This is a genomic window from Nocardia jejuensis NBRC 103114, from assembly GCF_001613145.1.
GTDB lineage: Bacteria > Actinomycetota > Actinomycetes > Mycobacteriales > Mycobacteriaceae > Nocardia > Nocardia jejuensis.
Window position 1 is genome coordinate 1 of record NZ_BDBU01000010.1, and the last position, 21,163, is coordinate 21,163.

At 66.9% G+C, this 21,163-nt stretch carries 14 protein-coding genes; 8 read left to right on the forward strand and 6 right to left on the reverse strand.

Annotated features, from left to right (window positions below; genetic code table 11):
• The coding region (locus NJ1_RS07520) for a heparinase II/III family protein (protein WP_281202092.1) at positions 1 to 1,384 on the reverse strand (1,384 nt) is incomplete at its 3' end.
• Positions 1,385 to 1,498: 114 nt separating this feature from the next.
• Between NJ1_RS07520 and NJ1_RS07525 the strand changes: the two genes are divergently transcribed.
• Both NJ1_RS07525 and asnB read left to right on the forward strand, forming a co-directional pair.
• Positions 1,499 to 2,029, forward strand: coding sequence for a serine acetyltransferase (locus tag NJ1_RS07525; RefSeq protein ID WP_067689783.1), 531 nt, complete (start codon positions 1,499 to 1,501; stop codon positions 2,027 to 2,029).
• A complete protein-coding gene (gene asnB / locus NJ1_RS07530) occupies positions 1,971 to 3,980 on the forward strand; it encodes an asparagine synthase (glutamine-hydrolyzing) (RefSeq protein ID WP_084477850.1) in 2,010 nt (669 codons plus the stop codon). The genes NJ1_RS07525 and asnB overlap by 59 nt, the downstream gene beginning before the upstream one ends.
• A 12-nt stretch (positions 3,981 to 3,992) precedes the next feature.
• Here asnB and NJ1_RS07535 read toward each other — a convergent pair whose 3' ends face one another.
• The gene (locus NJ1_RS07535; protein WP_084477851.1) at positions 3,993 to 5,507 is read right to left on the reverse strand and encodes a sugar transferase; all 1,515 of its coding nucleotides are present in this window, start codon (positions 5,505 to 5,507) and stop codon (positions 3,993 to 3,995) included.
• Positions 5,508 to 5,806: 299 nt separating this feature from the next.
• On the opposite strand from NJ1_RS07535, the gene NJ1_RS07540 reads away from it, so the two are divergent.
• Positions 5,807 to 7,042 carry a cytochrome P450 gene (locus NJ1_RS07540; protein WP_067689389.1) on the forward strand — a complete coding sequence of 412 codons (1,236 nt, stop codon included), beginning with the start codon at positions 5,807 to 5,809 and terminating at the stop codon, positions 7,040 to 7,042.
• A gap of 69 nt (positions 7,043 to 7,111) precedes the next feature.
• Positions 7,112 to 7,840 carry a TetR/AcrR family transcriptional regulator gene (locus NJ1_RS07545; RefSeq protein ID WP_067689392.1) on the forward strand — a complete coding sequence of 243 codons (729 nt, stop codon included), beginning with the start codon at positions 7,112 to 7,114 and terminating at the stop codon, positions 7,838 to 7,840.
• 11 nt (positions 7,841 to 7,851) lie between these two features.
• Here the strand turns inward: NJ1_RS07545 and NJ1_RS07550 are convergent, their stop codons facing one another.
• Positions 7,852 to 10,047 carry an MMPL family transporter gene (locus NJ1_RS07550; protein ID WP_422615736.1) on the reverse strand — a complete coding sequence of 732 codons (2,196 nt, stop codon included), beginning with the start codon at positions 10,045 to 10,047 and terminating at the stop codon, positions 7,852 to 7,854.
• A gap of 313 nt (positions 10,048 to 10,360) precedes the next feature.
• Here NJ1_RS07550 and NJ1_RS07555 point away from each other — a divergent pair, with 313 nt between their 5' ends.
• Complete coding sequence (locus NJ1_RS07555) at positions 10,361 to 11,851, forward strand: HNH endonuclease signature motif containing protein (RefSeq protein ID WP_245717269.1); 1,491 nt, start codon at positions 10,361 to 10,363, stop codon at positions 11,849 to 11,851.
• A gap of 312 nt (positions 11,852 to 12,163) precedes the next feature.
• Here the strand turns inward: NJ1_RS07555 and NJ1_RS07560 are convergent, their stop codons facing one another.
• Positions 12,164 to 13,597, reverse strand: a complete 1,434-nt coding sequence (locus tag NJ1_RS07560; RefSeq protein WP_084477869.1) for a threonine/serine exporter family protein — start codon at positions 13,595 to 13,597, stop codon at positions 12,164 to 12,166.
• A 182-nt stretch (positions 13,598 to 13,779) separates the two neighbouring features.
• Between NJ1_RS07560 and NJ1_RS07565 the strand changes: the two genes are divergently transcribed.
• From NJ1_RS07565 to NJ1_RS07575, 3 genes are all read left to right on the forward strand, one after another.
• Positions 13,780 to 15,744, forward strand: a complete 1,965-nt coding sequence (locus tag NJ1_RS07565) for an acyl-CoA dehydrogenase family protein (RefSeq protein ID WP_067689395.1) — start codon at positions 13,780 to 13,782, stop codon at positions 15,742 to 15,744.
• A gap of 140 nt (positions 15,745 to 15,884) precedes the next feature.
• On the forward strand, positions 15,885 to 18,002 hold the full coding sequence (locus NJ1_RS07570; protein WP_169813108.1) for an MMPL family transporter: 2,118 nt from the start codon (positions 15,885 to 15,887) through the stop codon (positions 18,000 to 18,002).
• A gap of 94 nt (positions 18,003 to 18,096) precedes the next feature.
• Positions 18,097 to 18,729, forward strand: coding sequence for a phosphatase PAP2 family protein (locus tag NJ1_RS07575; protein ID WP_169813109.1), 633 nt, complete (start codon positions 18,097 to 18,099; stop codon positions 18,727 to 18,729).
• On the opposite strand, the gene NJ1_RS07580 is transcribed toward NJ1_RS07575, so the two are convergent.
• Together NJ1_RS07580 and NJ1_RS07585 are read right to left on the reverse strand one after the other, a co-directional pair.
• Positions 18,713 to 19,609, reverse strand: a complete 897-nt coding sequence (locus NJ1_RS07580) for a nuclease-related domain-containing protein (protein ID WP_067689401.1) — start codon at positions 19,607 to 19,609, stop codon at positions 18,713 to 18,715. The genes NJ1_RS07575 and NJ1_RS07580 overlap by 17 nt on opposite strands.
• A gap of 129 nt (positions 19,610 to 19,738) precedes the next feature.
• Positions 19,739 to 21,133: a DUF2252 domain-containing protein gene (locus tag NJ1_RS07585; protein ID WP_174557052.1), complete on the reverse strand. Its 1,395-nt coding sequence runs from the start codon at positions 21,131 to 21,133 to the stop codon at positions 19,739 to 19,741.
• Between the last annotated feature and the right edge of the window lie 30 nt (positions 21,134 to 21,163).

Consider the following 21,163-nt stretch of genomic DNA (forward strand, 5'->3'; position numbering starts at 1 on the left):
CCGACGGGAATTGAGAGTCCCCGGACGGGGCCTCAGCGTCACCTGACGGCAACTCAGCGCCCGGCGACGGGAACCGCGCCCCCGGCGAATCCGCGACTGTCGCCGTGCCGAGCCAGGCGGCGGTGATCGTCGCTGACCCGGCGCGCGCCGCGGCCGGATTCGGGATCAGCGCGTTCGCGATGCCGAGGTGGTCGCGGACGGTCCGCACGTGCTCGGGTCCGAGGCGCAAGGCGAATCCGCCGTCGTCGTCGCCGTATCGCGGCTGTGGATCGTTGTCGCCGACCAGCAGCGCGAGGTATCGCGAGCTGCGTTCGATGGCCGCGCCCAGCCGCTCCCGCTGGGCATTCGGCTCTTCCCTCCGGTCCAGGGGTGTGTCGCGCTGGGCAGCCCGGCCCAGCGGTTCCTCGCGCACCGATGCACCATCCCGAATCACCAGCAGCGCGTGAACGATTCCCAGCAGCTCCGCCGTGAACAGCTGATAGGCGATGGCCTGCTCGGCCCCCGACCCATCCGGCAGCAGTTGCCGATCCGCGTGAACGGCCAACTGGGCGAGCGCGTCCCGCTCCCACCGTCGTGCCGCCGGCAACTCCGGCAGCAGAATCGCCACCACGGCCAAACCCGCCAGCTCCCCGATCAGATGATTGTTGGCGGAGCTGAACAGCGACCTCTCCGCCCAGCAGCGCCGCGCACTCTCACCCAGCAGCACGATATAACTTTCGTACCGCGCCACCGTCAATCTCGGTGCGTCCCTGAGCCCCTGCACCGCGATCGCCACCGAAATCGCCCGAATCCCGCACTCGAACGCCCCACGCCAGGCGATCCCCGCACCCGGCGGCTGCTGCTCGATCCAACTGTCCAGATGCGCGAAAGCCCCCTCCGCGAAACGCTCCTCACCGGTGAACAGCCAGGCCTGCGCCAGCCACGGCAGATGCTGCAACCGGTTCAACTCCCAGATCCACTTCGCATCCCCGGCCGCGGTGCGATGGTCTATCCGCGCGGAACTCGCACTCGGCCAGTGCATTCGGTGCTGTGCGTCGAAGTTCCAGTCGATCGCGTCCCCGACCGACACCGGCGGATACCCGAAGAACCGCACCTGCCCGTCCAACACCCGCTCGGCGGCGGCCACCACCGCGGCCACCTGCTCCGGATGTTCGGCCGCGATCAGCGCGGCCCGCGTGTGATCGAGCAGCACCGGCCGATCCGTCCCCTTCCGGAATCGGTCGAGCAGCACCGCCGGATCCTGCCCACCGAGCACCGCGGCCCCCGCGGACTCCCACGTCACCCGCCCTGCCGTCACCCGCTGGCGCAATCGATCCGCCCGCCACAGCATTTCACGCCCGCTCATCGCTCGAAGACGACGCAGATACCAGTCCAGGCGGCTCACGAGCCCCCCTTCCGACGAGACCGCCGAACGCTCCCCGGCGGTTCGGACAACGGTGTGGACGATACCGTGACTTCCGGTTGTGAACCGGCTCGGGAGTGGGGGATCATCAGCCGGGTGATCGACTCCAAGGAGTCCCTGCGGCGTTATCTCGCAGCGGATCTCGCGGCTCACGAGCTACCCCGATGGCGCGCGCACCATCGCCTCACCCAGCGCGTCGCGTACTTCCAGCGCCTGCTGCGCAAGTCCGAATACTGGGCCAACGCGCGCACCGACCCGCTCGGTCGCCTGATCTTCGCCTGGTACGCCCTGCGGGTGAAATTGCTCGGCGAGCGGATGGGATTCACGGTGCCGCGCAATGTCTTCGGACCGGGCCTGTCGATCGCGCATGTGGGTTTGCTCACCGTGAACAGCGGTACACGCGTGGGGGAGCGGTGCCGAATTCACCAGGGCGTCACCCTCGGCAACGGCGCGGACGGGCGCTGCCCGAGCATCGGCGACGACGTCTTCATCGGCCCCAATGCCGTCGTACTGGGCGTCACGGTGGGGGACCGTGCGGAGATCCGCGCGGGTGCGGTCGTCATCCGCGATGTCCCCGCCGGAGCCCACGTCGCCGGAGTGCCCGCGAAGGTCATCGCGAATCCATAGCCGCCGCAGGCATTTACACAACCTGACACCTCGCGCTTGCCACGACTACGCTGAACAGTCGAGGCGGACTCAGGGGGAGGAAGTACGTGAGGGTCGACGGCGAACTGGAGACGATGTGTGTGGCATAGCCGGCGTGCGTCGATTCGACGGAGCTCCGGTGAGCGGGGACCTGCTCGCGGACATGGGGCGGCTCCTGCACCACCGCGGGCCCGACGACCACGGGGTGTGGTGTGACGGGTCGGTCGGTTTCGCCCACACCAGGCTCGCCATCATCGATCTCGAAGGTTCGGCGCAGCCCATGGCGGGCGCGGGCGGCAACACCCACATCTGTTTCAACGGCGAGATCCTGAACTATCGCGAACTGCGCTCCGGCCTGGACTATCCGTTCACCACGCGCGGTGACACCGAGGTGTTGCTGGCCGTGCACGAGAAGTACGGCCCGCGCGGAGTGAACGAGCTGCGCGGCCAATTCGCCTATGCCATCCACGATTCCCGTACCCGCGAGACCCACCTGTTCCGCGACCGCCTGGGCATCCTGCCGCTGTACTACTACGTCACCGACACCCTCTTCGCGTTCGCCTCGGAGATCAAAGCCCTGCTCCCGGTGATCGAGTCCCCGCGCGTGGACACCGCGAGCCTGCACGACTTCCTGGCCCACCGCTCGGTGCCCGCCCCGTACACCTTCCTCGAGGGAGTCCGGAAGGTCCCGCAGGGCCATCACGTCACCGCCCGCGCCGACGGCTCCATCCGTATCGAGCCGTTCTGGCGCCTACCGGTCGATTCGGAGATCCTGGATGTCACGCCCGACGCGGCGGTCGACCTGCTCGACGACGCCCTGCAGTCCTCGATCCGCGATGCCCTCGTGGCGGATGTCCCCGTGGGCGCGTACCTGTCCGGCGGAGTGGACAGCAGTCTGATCTGTGCCCTGGTCGCCGAGCAGCGAAACGGCGAAGGGCTGCACACCTTTTCGGCCGGATTCGGCGACGAACGCCTCGACGAGACCGAATGGGCGCGGATGGCCGCCAAGATCGTCGGCAGCAACCACCACGAAACGATCGTCTCCGCCGAGGATTTCCAGCGCGACTGGGCGCGCCTGAGCTGGCACCGCGACTCACCCCTTTCCGAACCCGCCGACGTGGCCGTCTACCACCTCGCCGAGCTGGCCCGGGACCATGTGAAGGTCGTCCTGTCCGGCGAGGGCAGCGACGAATTGTTCGCGGGCTACCCGAAATACCGTTTCGCGCGCACCACCAGGCTGGCCGCCGCGCTGCCCGCCGCACCCCTGCGCGCGCTCGAACGCCGCCTGCCCGCCGAGCGAGCCCGCCTCACCGTCGCCCTGCGCGCCCTGTCCGAACCCAGCTACGCCGAACGCATGCGCGGCTGGTTCGCCCCCTTCACCACCCGCGAACGCGACCGCCTGCTGGGCGGACCCGCCACCCGCACCGTCCTGGATCCGTATCTGGACGGTCGCGGAGATCCGCTGCGCCGCATGCTCTATGCCGACGTACACACCTGGTTGGCGGACAACCTCCTCGAACGCGGCGATCGCATGTCCATGGCCGCCTCCATGGAACTGCGCCCGCCCTTCCTCGACCACCGCGTCGCGGAACTGGCGTTCCACCTGCCCAGTTCGGTCAAGGTGCGCAACGGAACCACCAAGTGGATCGTCAAGGAGTTGGCGCGCCGCCACCTGCCCGCCGAATTGGTTGACCGTCCCAAGATCGGCTTCAAGGTCCCGCTCGACGAATGGTTCCGGGGTGAGTTGAAGACCATGGCCCACGACCTGCTCACCGGCCCTTCGTCCTTCGTCGGCAGTACCTTCGAGCCCGACGCGGTCCGCCGTCTGCTGCAGGCCCACAGCTCCGGTGCCCGCGACGAACAGCCGCGCATCTGGACCTTGCTGTCGCTCGAGGTGTGGCACCGCGAACTGCAGCGCCGGATCGCGAGCTAGTTCGATCGCGAGCTAGTAGGCCCCGTCGCTGCGCGCCACCGCGAACACCGTCCGCTTGATGATCGAGAGATCCTGCACCATGGACCAGTTCTCGACGTAGGACAGATCGAGTCGCACCGCTTCCTCCCAGGACAGATCGGAGCGTCCCGAGACCTGCCAGAGCCCGGTCACCCCGGGTTTGACCAGCAACCGCCGGCGCACCTTGGTGTCGTAGCGCTCGACCTCGGCGCGCAGGGGCGGGCGCGGGCCGACCACGCTCATCTCGCCCCGCAGGACATTGATGAATTGCGGGAGCTCGTCGAGGCTGAACTTGCGGATGATCCGTCCCACCGGGGTTACCCGGGGATCCGCGCGCATCTTGAACAGCGGCCCCGCGCCTTCGTTCGCGGTGAGCAGCACCTCGATGTTCTTGTCGGCGTCCTGGAACATGCTGCGGAACTTGATCATTCGGAAGGGCTCGCCGTTGATCCCGATCCGTTCGGAGCGATAGAACACCGGCCCCCGGCTGGTCAGCTTGATGGCCAGCGCGGTGGCCAGCATGACGGGCAGCACCGCGAGCAGCGCGGCCCCGGCGAACAACAGATCGAACGCCGCCTTGCCGAACGACTTCGCCCCGTCGTACTGCGGCTTGCCGATATGCAGCAGCGGGAGATTCGATACCGGCCGAATGGTGAGCCGCTGATCGGCCACGTCCACCACGCCCGGCGTCACCACCAGGTCGATTCCCAGCGGCGCCAGCTGCCAGACCAGATCGTTGATCCCGGTGGTGCCGAGCTGCTCGGTCGCCGCGATCGCCACGGTATCGGCCCCGGTCTCTTGCACGGCCTCGATCACCGAGGAACCCTCCCCGAGAATCGGCAGATCGGCTCCCTCCAGTTCGCGCTCGAGATCGTTCGCGTCCGCCGCGCCGTACGGGGTGTAGACGCCGACCACGCTGTACCCGGCGGCCGGATCGCGCTCGAAACACCCCATGATCTCGCGGGCCGAATCGTGCCGCCCGACCACGAGCACCGAGGTCAGGAACCGTCCGGAGCGGTGCTGCTGTGCGGCGAACTTACGCCAGCAGAGCCGGTTCAGGATCAGTCCCGCGAGCCCCACGGGCAACGCGATGGCCAGATAGCCGCGCGCGAACTCCATGCGCAGCAGCAGCGACACGATCGCGATCAGACCGAACAGCCGCATGGTGGCCGCCAGAATCCGGCGGTATTCTTCTGGGCCACTGCCGATTACGGCCGAGGACCAGGCGTTGCCCGCGGCCAGGAAGGCGATCCAGGCCAGCGCGAGCAGGATCGAGATGACCGAGTACTCGATGCGGGTGTCCCCGGTCCAGTCCAGCGGTGAGTCGTTGTTCAGCCCGCCGAAGCGGATGAGCTGCGCCGCGGCGACCGCGCCACCGACCACGACCGCGTCGATGATCCGGAGTCGCCGGCCGTATGCCGCCTGCCAGCGGCCATGTCCTGACCTGGGGAAACGCAGCCGGGCAGGAGTGGGTTCGAGTAGAAGGTCCTGGTCGATCTGGAAGGCCATATTGCAGCTCCATCATGCACACAGTCAGCCTCGTGGCCGTCCCCCCGATCCGGACGCCAGAGCTGAATCCTACTGGTTCCCCCGGCCGGATGGCGAGCATTGGCGCTGGGACCGAATGGTATGGAACGCAACGGTTTTCGTTCGCTGCCCGCGACTGCACATCGCTGCGACGGCGAGAGGCGTTACCCGGGATGAATTCGCGCCGTGACATATCAAGTGAACGCCTTTTACTAATACCTGTTCACAAAACCGGGTGTGGTGTGGTTCACTCATCCGGACGTGTTCCAAAGGAGGTACCCGTGTCAGCCCCGTCCATCCCCACCGGGTTCGACTTCACCGACCCCGACCTGCTCGCCCAGCGACTGCCCGTCGCCGAGTTCGCCGAGCTGCGCCGCACCACCCCCATCGCCTGGATTCCACAGGTGGGCAGTGGATTCAAAGATGACGGCTACTGGGCCGTCACCAAGATGGATGACATCAAGGAGATCTCGAAGACTCCGGAGGTGTACTCCTCCGAGGAGAACACCGCGGTCATCCGCTTCTACGACGACATCATGCGCGAGGAGATCGAGGTCCAGCGCTACCTGCTGCTGAACCAGGATCCGCCGCGCCACACCAAGCTGCGCCGCATCGTCGCCAAGGGTTTCACCCCGCGCGCGGTCGAATCGCTGCGCAACGCGCTGCGCGACCGCGCCGAGCGAATCGTGCACGAGGCCAAGAAGACCGGCTCCGGCGACTTCGTGACCCAGGTCGCGTGCGAGCTGCCGCTGCAGGCCATCGCCGAGCTCATCGGTATCCCCCAGGAAGATCGCGGCAAGATCTTCGACTGGACCAACCAGATGATCTCCTACGACGATCCGGACTTCGAGGGAGACCACAAGGTCGCCACCGCCGAGGTCATGGGCTACTCGTGGAATCTGGCCGAAGAGAAGCGCAAGTGCCCGGTCGATCTCGACGGTCACGGCGACATCATGTCCAAGCTGCTCAATGCCGACGTCGACGGTGAAGCCCTCGCCTCGGACGAGTTCGCCTGGTTCGTGATCCTGCTGGCCGTCGCGGGCAACGAGACCACCCGCAATGCCATCACGCACGGCATGAAGGCGTTCGTCGACAACCCCGAGCAGTGGGAGCTCTACCGCGAGCAGCGTCCGCGCACCGCTCCGGACGAGATCGTCCGCTGGGCCACGCCGGTCATCGCGTTCCAGCGCACCCTGCTGCAGGACACCGTGCTCAGCGGCCAGGAGATGAAGAAGGGGCAGCGGGTCGGAATGTTCTACTCCGCCGCCAACTTCGACGAAGAGGTCTTCGAGAACCCGTTCGAGTTCAATGTCCTCCGGAATCCGAACCCGCATGTAGGCTTTGGCGGCACCGGAACCCACTTCTGTGTGGGCGCCAACCTGGCCCGCTTGGAGATCGACCTCATGTTCAACGCCATCGCCGACGTGATGCCGAACCTGAGCCAGGTCTCGGACCCCGTGCGACTGCGTTCGGGTTGGCTCAACGGCATCAAGAGCTGGCAGGTCAAGTACGAGTGATCGGCCAGGCCCGGCAGTGGCAGCCTGCGCGACCACGCGGGGCCACCGGTCATTCGACATGGAGAAGGTATGAGTGACACCCGCAGACGCGGCCGGATACCCGCGGTAAGCGACGCGGATATCCGGCGCGTCGCGCGGTCGCTGCTGGTGGAGCAGGGCCTGGACGCGATCACCCTGCGGGCCATCGCGCGGGAACTCGGCATCACCGCCCCCGCGCTCTACCGGTATTACGAATCCCGCGAATGCCTGGTCTCGGCCGTGCGCAGCGACGTCTGCGTCGACCTCGCCCTGGATATCGCGAGCACGCTGGCGGACCTGCCCGACGACGCCGCGCTGCGCTTCTTCGCCATCTGCCGCGGCTTCCGCGGCTGGGCGCTGGCCCATTCCCGCGAATTCACCCTGGTCTTCGCCTCCCCGGCCACCGCCGGAATCGACAGCGCCATGCGGCAATTCGGCGAACCGGTGGGTCGGCTGTTCCTCGAAGCGGCCGGCCGCCTGCTGACGGAACACGAAATCCTGACCCCGCCAACCGAACTCATCCCCGCGGAACTGCGCGAGGACCTGATCGGCTTCCAGACCAACCTGCTCGCGGTGCTGGCCGACTCGGGCCAGAAGTTCCCGGCGGAGAAACTGGATCTGGGCGTCAGCTACGTGATGATCCAGTTCTGGGCGCGCCTCTACGGTCACGTGACCCTGGAAGTCTTCGGCAACTATCCGATCCGGATCACCGACCCCGACGTACTTTTCGACGCGACCCTCGCCGACATCGGGCGATCGATAGGGCTGGTCGGCGGCTGACGGCCGGGCGCTCAGGTGCTCGCCACGGCACGGGGACGTTCGTCGTCCAGGACCGGTTCGCCGAGACCGACCCGCTTCTGCACGCGCGTCATCCACGCCGGCGCCCACCAGCAGCGGTCACCGAGCAGTTTCATGGCGGCCGGGACCAGCAGCATGCGCAGAATCGTGGCGTCGATGAAGAGCGCTGCGATCATGCCGTAGGCGATGTACTGCATCATCACCAGGTCCGAGAACGCGAACGCGCCGGTGACCACCAGCAGAATCAGCGCGGCGGCGGTGATGATGCGACCCGTGTGCGCGGTGCCGGTGCGAATCGCCTCCTCGGTGGTCGCGCCCCGGGCGCGGGCCTCGACCATGCGGGACACGAGGAACACCTCGTAGTCGGTGGACAGGCCGTAGATGATCGCGATGATCAGCACCAGGACATTGGACTGGATCGGCTGCGGAGTGAAGTCGAGAATTCCCGCGCCGTGACCCTCCACGAAGATCCAGGTCAGGATGCCGATCGTGGAGCCCAGGCCCAGAGCGCTCATGAGCGCGGCCTTGATCGGCAGGATCAGGGAGCCGAAGGTCAGGAACATCAGGATCGTGGTCAGCAGCAGAACCAGGGCGATCATCATCGGGACGCGGCTCAACAGCGCGTCGATGCTGTCCTTCTGGATCGTCGGAACGCCGCCCACCAGGATCCTCGCGCCGTCCGGGGCGTCGAGCGAGCGCAGGTAGTCGACGGTGGCGTCGGCTTGACCGGAATCGGCGAGGAAAGCCTTGGTGCGGTAGACGTCTCGATCCGAAAGCGAGCGCGCGGGAGTCTCGAACAGGGTGGAAGCCAGTCCCGGAGCGTGATTCGCCTGGGCGACGACGGGACCGATGGCGGTGCTGTCGTCCGAGACGATGACCAGCTCGATCGGGTCGGACTTGCGCAGTGGGAAGTACTTGTCGATCTGTTCCTGAGCGACCCGGGTCGGGCTGTCCGGCGGGAGGTACTTCTCGCTGAAGCCGCCGAACGCAAGGCTTTTCATGGGCAGGATCAACAGGATCAGCCCGAGCACCAGGGGCAGGGCGACCTTGCCCGGCCGCCGCATCACCCAGTCGGTCGCGCGACCCCAGAACCCGTTCTCGATCTCCTCGGTGGTCTTGGTGCGGCGGAATCGCTCGAATCCCAGTGCGTCCACCCGTGGTCCGAGAATCGCCAGGGCGGCGGGCAGGATGGTGATCGCGGTCAGCGCGGCGAGCGAGACGGTCGCGATCGCACCGTAAGCCATCGACTTCAGGAATCCCTGCGGGAACAACAGCATGCCGCCGAGACTCGCGACAATCATTGTCGCGGAGAACAGTACGGTGCGCCCGGCGGTCATCACCGAACGCTTGACGGCGGTCCGGGTGTCGTAGCCGTCGGCCAGTTCCTCGCGGAAACGGCTCACGATGAACAGGCCGTAGTCGATGGCCAGGCCCAAGCCGATCATCGAAACCACCGGGGAGACGAAGGAATTCACCTCGGTGACATTGGTCAGCACGCGTACGATACCCATCGCGCCGATCACGGTCAGGATGCCGACGATCAACGGCAGAGCCGCCGCGACGACACCGCCGAAGATGAAGAACAGCAGGACCGCGACGGCGGGGAACGCGATCAATTCCATCCGATGCGAATCGGTGGCGATGGTGTCGTTCAAAGCCCCTGCGACACCCTGCAACCCACCGACCTGAACATCCACCCCGGGAATATCGAAGGCGTCCTTCACCTTCCGGTAGTTGTTCGTCAGGGTCGTATCGTCGCTACCGCGTATCGCGATCGACGCGATGGCGCGCTGGCGGTCGGCCGTCGCCAGCTGTGGACCGCTGGCCCGGCCGGTATCGGTGCGCCAGTACGCGCCGTTCACGCCCGAGATCTGGTCCGGATACAGGCGGGGCAGGGCATTGAGATTGTCGGTCACGGCGTGCGCGAACTGCGGATCGTCGACGGTCAGACCCTCGGGGGCGGTGTAGAGCACCACGACATCGACATCGTGATTGCGCCCGAACGCCGAATCCGCCATCCGCGCGGCCAGGGCCGACTCCGACGTGGGATCGTCCAGTCCGCCGGAACTCAGGTGATCTTGAACGCCCCAGCTGTACGCACCCAGACCCAGTAGGCCGGCCGCGACAATCGCGATGACCACGAACCGCCAACGACAGACGAGATCACCCCAGCGGGCGAACAGATTCATATTTCACGGTAGCAAAGGCGACAGGCGGCAAAAGGGCTCGGCGAGTAGGGATTTCGGCTCTACCTGCAATGATGCGGGGGAGTGGGGGAGGGTGATGAGAATCGCTCGGGGTTTGGGAGCGGGGTGGGGTGGGGGTGTGCGGTGGGGTGGCAATCGTGGTGGGGCACTGGCGAGGCTGTGGACGCGGATGGTCTCTGGGGCGAGCGGGCTGTGGATAAGTAGGGGCAATGCGAACAGGCATATATTCTGAATAACCGCAGATCAGATGCTGTTTTCGGTTCCATTTCGTGATCGTTCGCGATAGAATTAGCACATGCATTCGAACGAGATGGACACGGTGAGCGACACCGCGGGGGCCAAATTGGCTGCCGCGGTCGATGCGCTCCTGTGCACCACCTTGTCCGAACTTCCCGAAGCCTCGATCGTGGAGATGATGCGGGAGATCGAGACCAGTGAACGACGTCTCGCGGTCATGTGGAACCGGTTGATCGTGCAGATCGAAGAACGCTGCATGCCCCAACACGCTGGTGTCCGGAGTGCGGTGCGGTTCCTGGAAGAGACGTTGCGGATTTCGCATATCGAAGCGTTCTCCCGGTTCAAAGCCGCTCAGCAACTCGGCACCTGGCACGAGGTCTCGGGCCGGGAGCTGCCGCCCCTGCTGCCACACACCGCCAAAGCCCAAGAAGCAGGCGAGATTTCGCGTGATCACGCGCGCATGATCGGGAAGATCTACACGCGCCTGCCGCACGGGGTGAGCCCGGAACTCAAAGCCGAAGCCGAACAACTCATGGCCGAGCACTCCCGGATCGGCTCTCCGGATGATCTGCCCACGATCGGGCAAGGCATCTTCGCGTACGTCGACCCCGATGGCTCGCTCACTGATGATCTGGACCGAGCGCGTATGCGCGGTATCAGTTTCGGGCATACGCGTGCGGATGGGATGTCCAGGATCTCCGGGGAACTGACCCCGGCACTGCGTGCGTTGTTCGAACCGGTCCTGGCGAAACTCGCGCGTCCGGGGATGTGCAATCCCGATGATCCGCAGAGTCCGTTCGCGGATACCGATCATGTGTCCCGGGAGGTTCTGGACGCGGCCGCCAAGCGGGACTCACGGTCGGCGGCGCAGCGTAATCATGATGCGTTGCTGGCGTTCCTGCGCCCGGAGATAGGACCGGGCAAGCTGGGTTCGCATCGCGGTGTGCCGGTCTCGGCGATCTTCACGATGAGCATCGCCGAACTCGAAGACGCCGCCGGTGTGGTCACCACCGCGTCCGGGGGCACGGTGTCCATCCCCGAAGCGTTGAAGCTGGCGGAGCGGTCCAAGCCGTTCCTGGCATTGTTCGACCACCACTCGATGCCGCTGCATTTGGGACGCTCGAAGCGTTTGGCGAATTCATACCAGCGGATGGCGTTGATCGCGTCCGAGCGGGGCTGCACTCGCCCGGGCTGCAACGCTCCGGCGACCTTGTCGGCAGCGCATCACATCACCGAGCACTCCAAGGGTGGCCCCACCGATATCGAGAACCTCACATTGGCGTGCGATGCCTGCCATGCGTTGGTGCACGACGGCCCGGGCGGCTGGAAAACGATTGTGATGGGCGAGGATTCAGAGTTCCCGGGGCGCACCGGCTGGATCGCCCCGGAGCACATCGACCCGACCGGGACCCCGAAGGTGAACCATCGTCACCACCCGGGGGAGATGCTCGCGGCTGCTCAAGCGCGCCGTCTCGAGCGTAAGCGGCGTGAGAAAGTCTGCCGCCAGGGGTTGTTGGCGCATCGCGCGAAACCTTTCCCGCGCAGTTAGGGCGGTCGCGCTCTGCGAAAACCCAGGTACACCGGTTCCCTTCGGGGGCTCGGTGCTGCCTGGGTTGTCCTCGTGCCCTGCCCCGCCCTGCAGTGCCGGGCTTATTCGGGCATCTCTCGACTCGAGATCTGGCTGGGTTCCGCATCTGCCGTCGTGTGCCCCCGAACAGGAAGAGCAAAAAGATGGCAGTGCTGGTCATTTCGCGTGCCGTACCCGACCTGAGCTCCCCCATTGGGAGCCGTAGTCTCTCGCCCCAGCCTGGCTGGAAGGCTGTGGTCACCTTCCACAAAAAACCGACAGGGGTCTCAGCCGTCAATTGTCGAGTTTTGGTGCTCTTCCATTCTTTTCTCTTCCAGGCATCTTTTGTCTTTTGCTCTTGGAATCTTGATACCGGAAATCGAAGAACCGAGCCGTCATTCGCGGCCGCCGAATACTCCCGAACCGTTTGATGATCCGAGGCCGCCGCAGATCTCGCGCAATCCACTCACCGAGCGTGACACCCGCCGCCAGCGCCAAACCGACCGCGAACGCGCTCAGTAATTGATTCAACCCGATGAGCTGCTCGTCGTTCAGGAGCGCATAGAGCCCTCGATACACCCGAAGACCGGGAAGCAGCGGAGTCACACCCGCGACGACAACGACCAGAGGCGGCGTGAGAGCGCGCCGAGCCAGAAGACCACCGGCCAGACCCACGACCGTCGCCGCCGCACCAGAGGAGACGATCGGCCCGAACCCCGCCTGGGTGACCAGTAGATAGAACATGGTGGCGGCGGCGCCACTGAACGCGGCAGCCGCGAGCGCGCGCCGCTCGGCGTAGCAGGCGAGCACGAATGCCAGCGAGATCAACGCACCGGCGATGAGCTTGAGCGGCCAATTGGTGAGGTCACGGCCCGGAGCCATGTCGACCGACGGAACCGTCAGGCTCAACAGTTCGGAGGCGCGCAGGGCGAGCGTGATGCCCGCGATGATCCCGCCGGTCATCATGACGACCTCGAGCATGCGGGCCGAGGCCGTGATCGGCGCCCCGGTGATGGCGTCCTCGACCGCGCCGACCAGCTGGAGACCGGCCAGCAACACGGTGATTCCGGCGGCGATGATCAGCGCCGGGTCCATGTTCAGATGGCTGGCATAGGTGGAGACCAGGACCGCGGGCATCGCGGCGATCATGCCGCCGACCATGTGCTGGAAGAAGAACGGAAGCCCGCGACGATTCAGCAGTCGGTTCGCGCGGTCGATGAGCATGGTGGTCGCGAAGCTGATCAGCGCGATGAGCGGGCCACCGTTGAGGAGCACGGCCACCGCCGCCGCCATGAGCGCCCAGCCGAAGGTGGCCCACCAGCGGTTGTATGGGTGCGGAGCCGAGGTGATCTCGTCGAGTGCGGCCAGCGCCTCGCCGGGCGGGGGCAGTTCCTGGCGGATTCGACGGGTCAATCGGTCCGCCGCGGCCAGCCTGGTGAAATCGAGTGAGCGATAGTGCACGACGCGCATAGTCGACGCCGGCGGCATAGCGGGGCCTCGATCGGCCGAAATACGAATCGAGTTGTAGGTGACGTCGATATCGCAATTCGAGAGGCCATACGTGGAGGCGATGAATTCGACCTGAGTCGTGACGTCCATGACGGCGGTTCCCGCCGCCAGCATCACCTCGCCGACACGCTCGGCGAGGTCGAGAACCTGGGTGACTTTCGCATCGTCGGTGAGATCGATCGGCTGCAGCGGGGCCGGCGCCTCGGTGACGACGTCCATTGTCGACGGATTCTCGGCGACCACGCGATCTGTCACGCCGGTCAGCACCTGTCGCCACCGGCTCCGCGCGCTTCGCAAGGCCCCGGTGGTCTGGATTGCCAGGTCATTGCTCACAGTAGAAACGTACACGGGTGCGGGAGATCACCCGGTTGAGCAGACCGGCAGCGGTAATGTTTTCGAGTATGGAGACCGGTAATGAGCGGATAGCGGATCAGCTACGCGCGGCCCTCGACGGCCCCTGGCAAGAAGTGCGTGACCAGGCGCGCAAACACCTGGACGACGAGCGTCTCTACGGCGATCCCTTCCTCGATTACAAGGACGCCCGCACCCGGGTGCTGGCGCAAATGCGACTGGTGTCCGAGTTCGGATGGGCGGAGCGCGGCTTCCGCCGCGAGAACCACGGGGCTGCCGACCCCGGCGGCGCGGTCACCGCGTTGGAAATGCTGGCCTACACCGATCTGTCGCTGTGGGTGAAATGTGGTGTGCAGTGGGGACTTTTCGGCGGCGCGGTCGAAAACCTCGGCACCGAACGGCACAGCGAATACGTGCAGCGACTGCTGACCCTGGACCTGCTCGGCTGTTTCGCCATGACCGAAACGGGGCATGGCAGCGATGTGGCCAACCTCGAGACCACCGCGACCTACGACCCCGGCACCCAGGAATTCGTGGTGCACAGCCCGACGCCCTCGGCGCGTAAGGATTACATCGGCGGCGCGGCCGAACATGCCCGTATGGCAGCGGTTTTCGCGCAGTTGATCACCGGCGGTGAGAGCCAGGGCGTGCACTGCTTCCTGGTCCCCATCCGCGACGACGACGGCAACGATCTGCACGGCGTGACGACCTCCGACTGCGGCCTCAAGGGCGGTCTGCCGGGCGTCGACAATGGCCGAATCATGTTCGACCAGGTGCGAATTCCGCGTGAGAACCTGCTCAACCGCTACGCGGACGTGGAACCCGACGGCACCTACAGCTCCGAGATCTCCAACCCCAGCCGCCGGTTCTTCACCACCCTGGGCACGCTGGTGCGCGGCCGGGTCAGCGTCGGCGGCGCGGCGGCGGCCGGTGCGCGCGTCGCACTGAGCATCGCGATCCGCTACGCCGAGCAGCGACGGCAGTTCGCCGACCCCGACACGGGTGTCGAGACGGTCCTCATGGACTACCGCAGCCATCAGCGGCGACTGCTGCCGCTGGTCGCGAAGTCCTACGCGCTGGCCTTCGCGCAGAACGACCTCGTGCTGCGCATGCACCTGGTGCAGACGGGACAGGTCGTGGATCCGGCGGCGCAACGCGCACTGGAGAAGCGGGCCGCCGGTTTCAAGGTCGCGCAGACCCGGCACGCCACGGACGCGATCCAGGAATGCCGCGAAGCATGCGGCGGCGCGGGGTATCTCACCGAGAACCGGCTGGTCACCCTCAAGGCCGACACCGACGTGTTCACCACCTTCGAGGGTGACAACCTGGTCCTGACCCAGCTCGTGGCGAAGGAACTGCTCACCTCCTACGCCGATGAGGTGCGCGATCTCGACGCCATGGGCTGGGTGAAGTTCGCGGCCACCGCGGCTCGCGACGTCGTGCGCGAGCGTTCCGGCGTGCGGCAGATGATCCAGCGCCTGCGCGACCGCTCCGACGACGGCGTCGACGACGCCGATCTCTCGCGTCGGTCGGTGCAGCTGCAGCTGTTCGCGGACCGCGAGGACTACCTGGTCCGCACCGCCGGGCATCGTCTGCGGGCGCGTGCCGGGGAGACCGGTCCGTTCGAGGCGTTCAACAATGCGCAGGACCACATCCTCGCGGCGGGCAATGCCCACATCGAACGGCTCGTGCTCGAGGCGTTCATCGACGGCATCGCCGATATCGAGGATCCCGACGCGCGTGCGCTCGCGGACACCGTGTGCGACCTGTTCGTCTACTCGACCATCGAGCAGAACCAGGCGTGGTTCATCATGCACCGCTTCATGTCCGTGGAACGGGCGAAGATCGTGCGGCGCGGAGTGAATGAACTGGTGGAGCGGTTGCGCCCGTATGCCCTGACATTGGTGGAGGGTATGGGCGTCCCGGCGAGCATGCTGCACGCCGAGATGCTCCACGGCGAGGTGGCGCCGGAGATCGCCGATTCACCGGACGCTGTTGCGGCAGTACAGCATTGAGAGGTTGACCACAGGTTCCTCCCGGGCCTTCCGGCGACCGTCAGGATGAGTCCCGTTCCCGCCCCTCGTGGGCGGGAACGATCGCGATGAGGCGAAGGGGAGTCCCCGTGTCGATGATCACCAGGTTGGCAGGACCGTCGATGCGAGCGCCGAAGCTGGCGCTCGTCGTGATCGGGATCGCGTTCCTGCTGTGCGGTGCGGTGGGCTCCCTGACGGCCGCGCGGCTGTCCAACGGCGGATTCGTGGCCAACGACTCCGAATCCGCCAGGGCGGCCGAGATTCTCGAACGCGACTACGGCATGTCGGGAATGCAGTTGGTGCTCACCGTCGAATCCGACGGCGGCATGTCCGGCGCCGCCGCGCGGGGCAATGAGATCGCACAGCAGCTGCGCGGGGACTCCCGGGTCTCCCGGGCGGTGTCGCCGTGGACCGATCCGCAGCTGAGCCGGGCACTGGTGAGCCGGGACGGCAAGGTCGGGCTGATCGTGGCCGACGTGCGCGGGGACGAGAACCACGCGCCCGGATCCGCCCGGGAACTGGCCGATCAGTACATCGGCAGCCGCGACGGGGTGACCGTGCGCGCGGGCGGGCAGGCGATGATCTGGTCCGAGACCGCCGAGCAGACCCAGAAGGACCTGGCCGTCGCCGAGGCCATCGCGCTGCCGCTGACCTTCCTGCTGCTGGTCTGGTACCTGAGAAGTGTTGTGGCGGCGGCTATCCCGTTCGTCACCGGTGTCGTCGCCATCGCCGGCAGCAGTGCGGTGCTGTACCTGCTCACCTATGTCGTGGAGCTGTCGGTGTTCGCGCTCAATATCGTCACCGCGATCGGGCTGGCGCTGGCGATCGACTATTCACTGCTGATCATCGGCCGGTACCGGGAGGAGATCGCGGCGGGGCGGGTGCGGACCGAGGCGCTGCGGCTCGCCATGAAGCACGGCGGCCGAGCGGTGGCGTTCTCCGGAGTCATCGTGGGTATCGCGCTGATCGGGATGGCGTTCTTCCCGATGGCGTTCCTGCGGTCGCTCGCGTTCGCGGGGCTCGCGGTGGTGGCGCTGTCGATCGTGCTCGCGCTGACACTGGTGCCCGCGATGGTGACCCTGCTCGGAGACCGGATCAACCGCAAGCCCCTGCGCGAGGCCTGGCCGGTGCGGGAAAGCCTGCTCTATCGAATCGCGCGGATCGTGCAGCGACGGCCGGCGGTGTGCGCACTGCCCGTGCTGGCGCTGCTGGTGGTGCTCGGCGCGCCGATCTTCGGGCTGAAGCTGGGACTGCCCGATGATCGGGTGCTGCCCGCTTCGCTGCAGGCGCCACAGGTGGGGGAGTTGCTTCGGGACCGGTTCGACGACAACGCCACCGGGACCGTGCACATCATCGTCAGCGGTCAGGGGACCGACGTGGGCGCGTATTCGGCCGCGCTGTCCCGGGTTCCGGAGGTCGAGCGGGTCAGCGGCCCGGCGGGAACCTTCGCCCGCGGTCTGCCCGCCGGACCCGGTGATCCGGGCGCGTCGGGGCCGGACAGCGTGCACCTGACCGTCGGCACTCACCTCGACCCCTACTCGGATCAGGGAACCCGCCAGCTCGAGGCGTTGCGCTCGGTGCAGCCACCCGCGCCGACCTTGTTCGGCGGGCTCGCACAGCAGGCCGGTGATTCCACGACGGGGATCGAGGAGGGCTTTCCGAAGGCGGTCCTCTGGATCGTGGTGATCACCTTCGCGCTGCTGCTCCTGCTCACCGGCAGCGTGGTGCTGCCGCTCAAGGCGATAGTGCTGAACGTGCTCTCGCTGTCGGCGACCTTCGGGGCGCTGGTGTGGGTATTCCAGGAGGGCCATCTGGGCGGGTTCGGGACCGCCGCCACCGGGTACACGATCGCGACGCTGCCGGTGCTGCTGTTCTGCGTGGCGTTCGGCCTGTCGATGGATTACGAGGTGTTTCTGCTCGCGCGGTTCACCGAGGAGTGGAAGAACTCGGGTAAGACGAGGGCGGACAACGACAACGCGGTGGCGCTGGGCATCGCGCGCTCCGGTCGGATCGTCACCGCCGCGGCACTGCTGATGGCGGTGGTGTTCGCGGGCATCGCGGTCAGCGGGGTCACCATGAACCGGATGCTGGGGATCGGGCTCGCGATGGCGGTGCTGCTGGACGCGACGCTGGTGCGAATGGTGCTGGTGCCCGCGTTCATGCGGGTCATGGGCACGGCCAACTGGTGGGCGCCGGCTCGATCGCGGCCACTGCTGGAGAGGGTCGCGCTACGCGAGTGAGCGGGCACCCTGTCGACGATCGTGTGCAGTGATCGCTGTGGCGCAGCAGCCACCGTGTATGGGGCCTGCCGGGTGCGTTGACTACTGTGCAGCGGTGACTCGATCGACCGTACCCGTGCCGACGCCGGTGGATTCCTGGGCCCGGCGGGCGGCGCTGCCCGCACTGATTCTGGTGGGGATACTCGTCACCGTCGTTGTGCCGCAGTTCTTTCCGGCCGACGGCGGCCCGACCGGATTCGATCGGTCGCTGGGGGAGCACATCCACACCTCGGTCGGCGCGCACACCTGGGTGTATCGGGTGCTGGTGTTCCCGAGCAACGGGTACGTGGTGGTGCCGATGCTGCTGGCGGGTGTGGCGTGGTTCGCGGTGCGGCGGCAATGGTGGCGGGCCGCGTTCATGTTCCTCGCGCCGGAACTGGCGATCATCATGAATTCGCTTGTGCTCAAACCATTCTGGGACCGGCAGCTACAGCACTATCTGGCGTACCCGAGCGGGCACACCGTGCACCTGGTGGCGGTGGTGACCGCGTTCGCCCTGGTGAGCGAGTCGGTGCGGGTGCGGGTGAGCGCCGCGGTGGTGATGGCGGTGGTGCTCCCGGCCGTGCTGGTGGGCATGGTCGGACTCGGCTACCACCATCCGACCGACGTGATCGGCGGGACCGGGGCGGCCGTCGCGCTCGTGGCCGCCGCCTACCTGCCCTTCCGGTATCTCACCCGTACGCGATAGCACCGGCGATGATGAACCAGACCACCCACAGCACCGCGACCAGCATGCCGAGCATCAGCATGATCCGCATGACGCTGCGCCCCGCGTCCAGCTGGCCGCTGCGGCGCGGGTAGAGCTTCCCGGGGCTGAACCAGGGTGCGGGCACGTGGAACCGCGGCCCGTCGGCGGCCGCCTCGCGTTCGAGCCGCGCCTGCTCCTCCACATAGGCCTCGGCCTGCGCCTGCTGCGGGCCGCCGTGCCACAGGGTCACGTCGATCGGACCCAGGAAGCCCTCGTTGATCAGGTCCTCCGGCCCGGGCAGATACGGCAGGATGCCCAGACCGCGGAACGCCCACGCCACATCGTTGGCCGACCACTGCGGGCGGCCTCGCGAGAGCAGACCGGTGAAGTACTCGTGCAGACGGCTCGGTTCGTCGCCGATCAGCACCTGGAAGCTGGGGTCGGTCCAGAGCTGCTGCACCTGAAGCTTCGAGCCGGGCGGCGGCATCACCAGCACGGCCCCGTGGATGACGCGCTGACCGAGGCCTCGCTCGGCCAGCCAGTTCTGCAGCGCGAAGGTGTGATCGCGGGACTTGTCCAGGGGCGTGCGCTTGTCGCCGCCCTCGAAGCTGACCAGCTTGTCGCCGATCCGCCATGGGCCGTTGATCGGCACCTGCAGTTCGCCGTCCATCCGCTCGACCAGGGATTCGGCCTCGATCACCACGCAGCTGGTCGGCGTCCACACCACCGCGTCGAAGGGATAGAGCCGATCACCGTGGAAGAGACTGCAATTGACGGTGGCGACACCCTTGGGGTCCCCACTGCCCTTCCAGGTTCGCAGCCAATCGATGAGCACCTTCTCGGCGTGCGCGCCGGCGGTGTTCTGTACTCGGACGAGCATCGGCTCTACACCTTTCTCGTCGGTCGATTCTCGTCGAATCGACGCGGACGGGCTCGATATCGCAATGGTACTGACAGGCCACCCGCTGGGACAGATTTGTCGCCCGGCCGTGTGTCGGTGTCGGTCCGATCAGTCGCTTCCGGTGTCGGCGGCCAGGCGGCCGTTCTCGACGGCTTTCACCAATTCCTGGTGGTCGGCCTCGGTGCGGTCGGCGTATCGGACCGCGAAGCGGGCGATCGCCTCGTCGAACGGTTCGGCGCCGTCGAGGTATCCGGCGATCAGGCGCGGATCCACCGAGCGCGTGTGCGCGCGGGCCAGCAGCGCTCCGGCCAGGCGGCCGTAATCGTCCAGATGATCGGAGTCCAGGGCTGATACGTCGATGTCGCCCTTGAGATTGCGGAACTGGCGCACGATGAACGGCAGCCGCTCTCCGTTCAACTCCATGGTCGTCCAGCCCAGCAGGATGTCGGTCTCGGCCTGAACGGCTCTGGCGCCCTGCACGATTCGCTCGCCCTCGTGCCGCTGCTGCTGGGCGGGCAGATACGGCGTGAGCGCGGACGGTCGCGCCTGTTTGATCTGCAGCACGACCACCTCGTCGCCGTTGCCGTGCAGGAGCGCCAGATACGTGTGCAGGCCCACACTTCCGGTGCCGACGATGCGGAAAGCGATGTCGGACACCGAGTATCGCGTGATGAGGCGGCGGCGGGACTCGCGCAGCGTGCCGACGTACTCGCCGAGGCCGTCGATCACCGCGTCGGCGACCCCGGTGTCCACCGGAGTCAGGATCGGCGGATCCGCGATGAAGCGGCGGCTGCTGATCCCGGTGACGTGATCCTCGAGATGCTCGGTCCACTTGCGCGCCACCTTGGCGCTGGTGTTCTTGCGAGCCTTCTTGGCGGCCTTGCGGAAATCGTCCAGCAGGGCGTCCGCGCTGGCCTCGGCGATCGCCGACTCGTCCGGCAGGGCCGTCCAGGAGGTGAGGAACGGACGCTCCGCCAGGTCCGTGACGGTCTGACGGTAGTAGTGCGCGGCATCGCGGGCGGCGGCGAAGCACTCGTCCTGCGAGGCCCCGCCCTCCCGGCCGGCGAGCACCAGGCTGGCCGCCAGGCGCTCGAGGTCCCACTCCCACGGACCGGGCACGGTTTCGTCGAAATCGTTGATGTCCATGACGATTTCGCCGCGCGGCGTGCCGTAGAGGCCGAAGTTGGCGGCGTGTGCGTCACCGCACAGCTGGGCCGAGAGCCCGCTGCTGGGGCCCGCGGCGAGATCGGCGGCCATCAGCCCGGCCGAACCGCGGAAGAACGAGTACGGCGACGCCGCCATCCGGCCGATCCGCAGCGGGACCAGGTGCGACAGTCGTCCCTGGTTGCTCGATTCGATGAAGTCGAGCACTCCCGGCCGGGTAGCGGAAGCCGCCGCCCGGTCCCGGGTCTCGACGGGCGTGCGGTCCCGCAGCGCACGGCCGCGAGCCCACACCTCTTCCGCCGAGACTCGAGCGCGGAAGTCGAAGATATTGGCACACACGACGATCGAACTTACCGGTGTGCGGGAGGA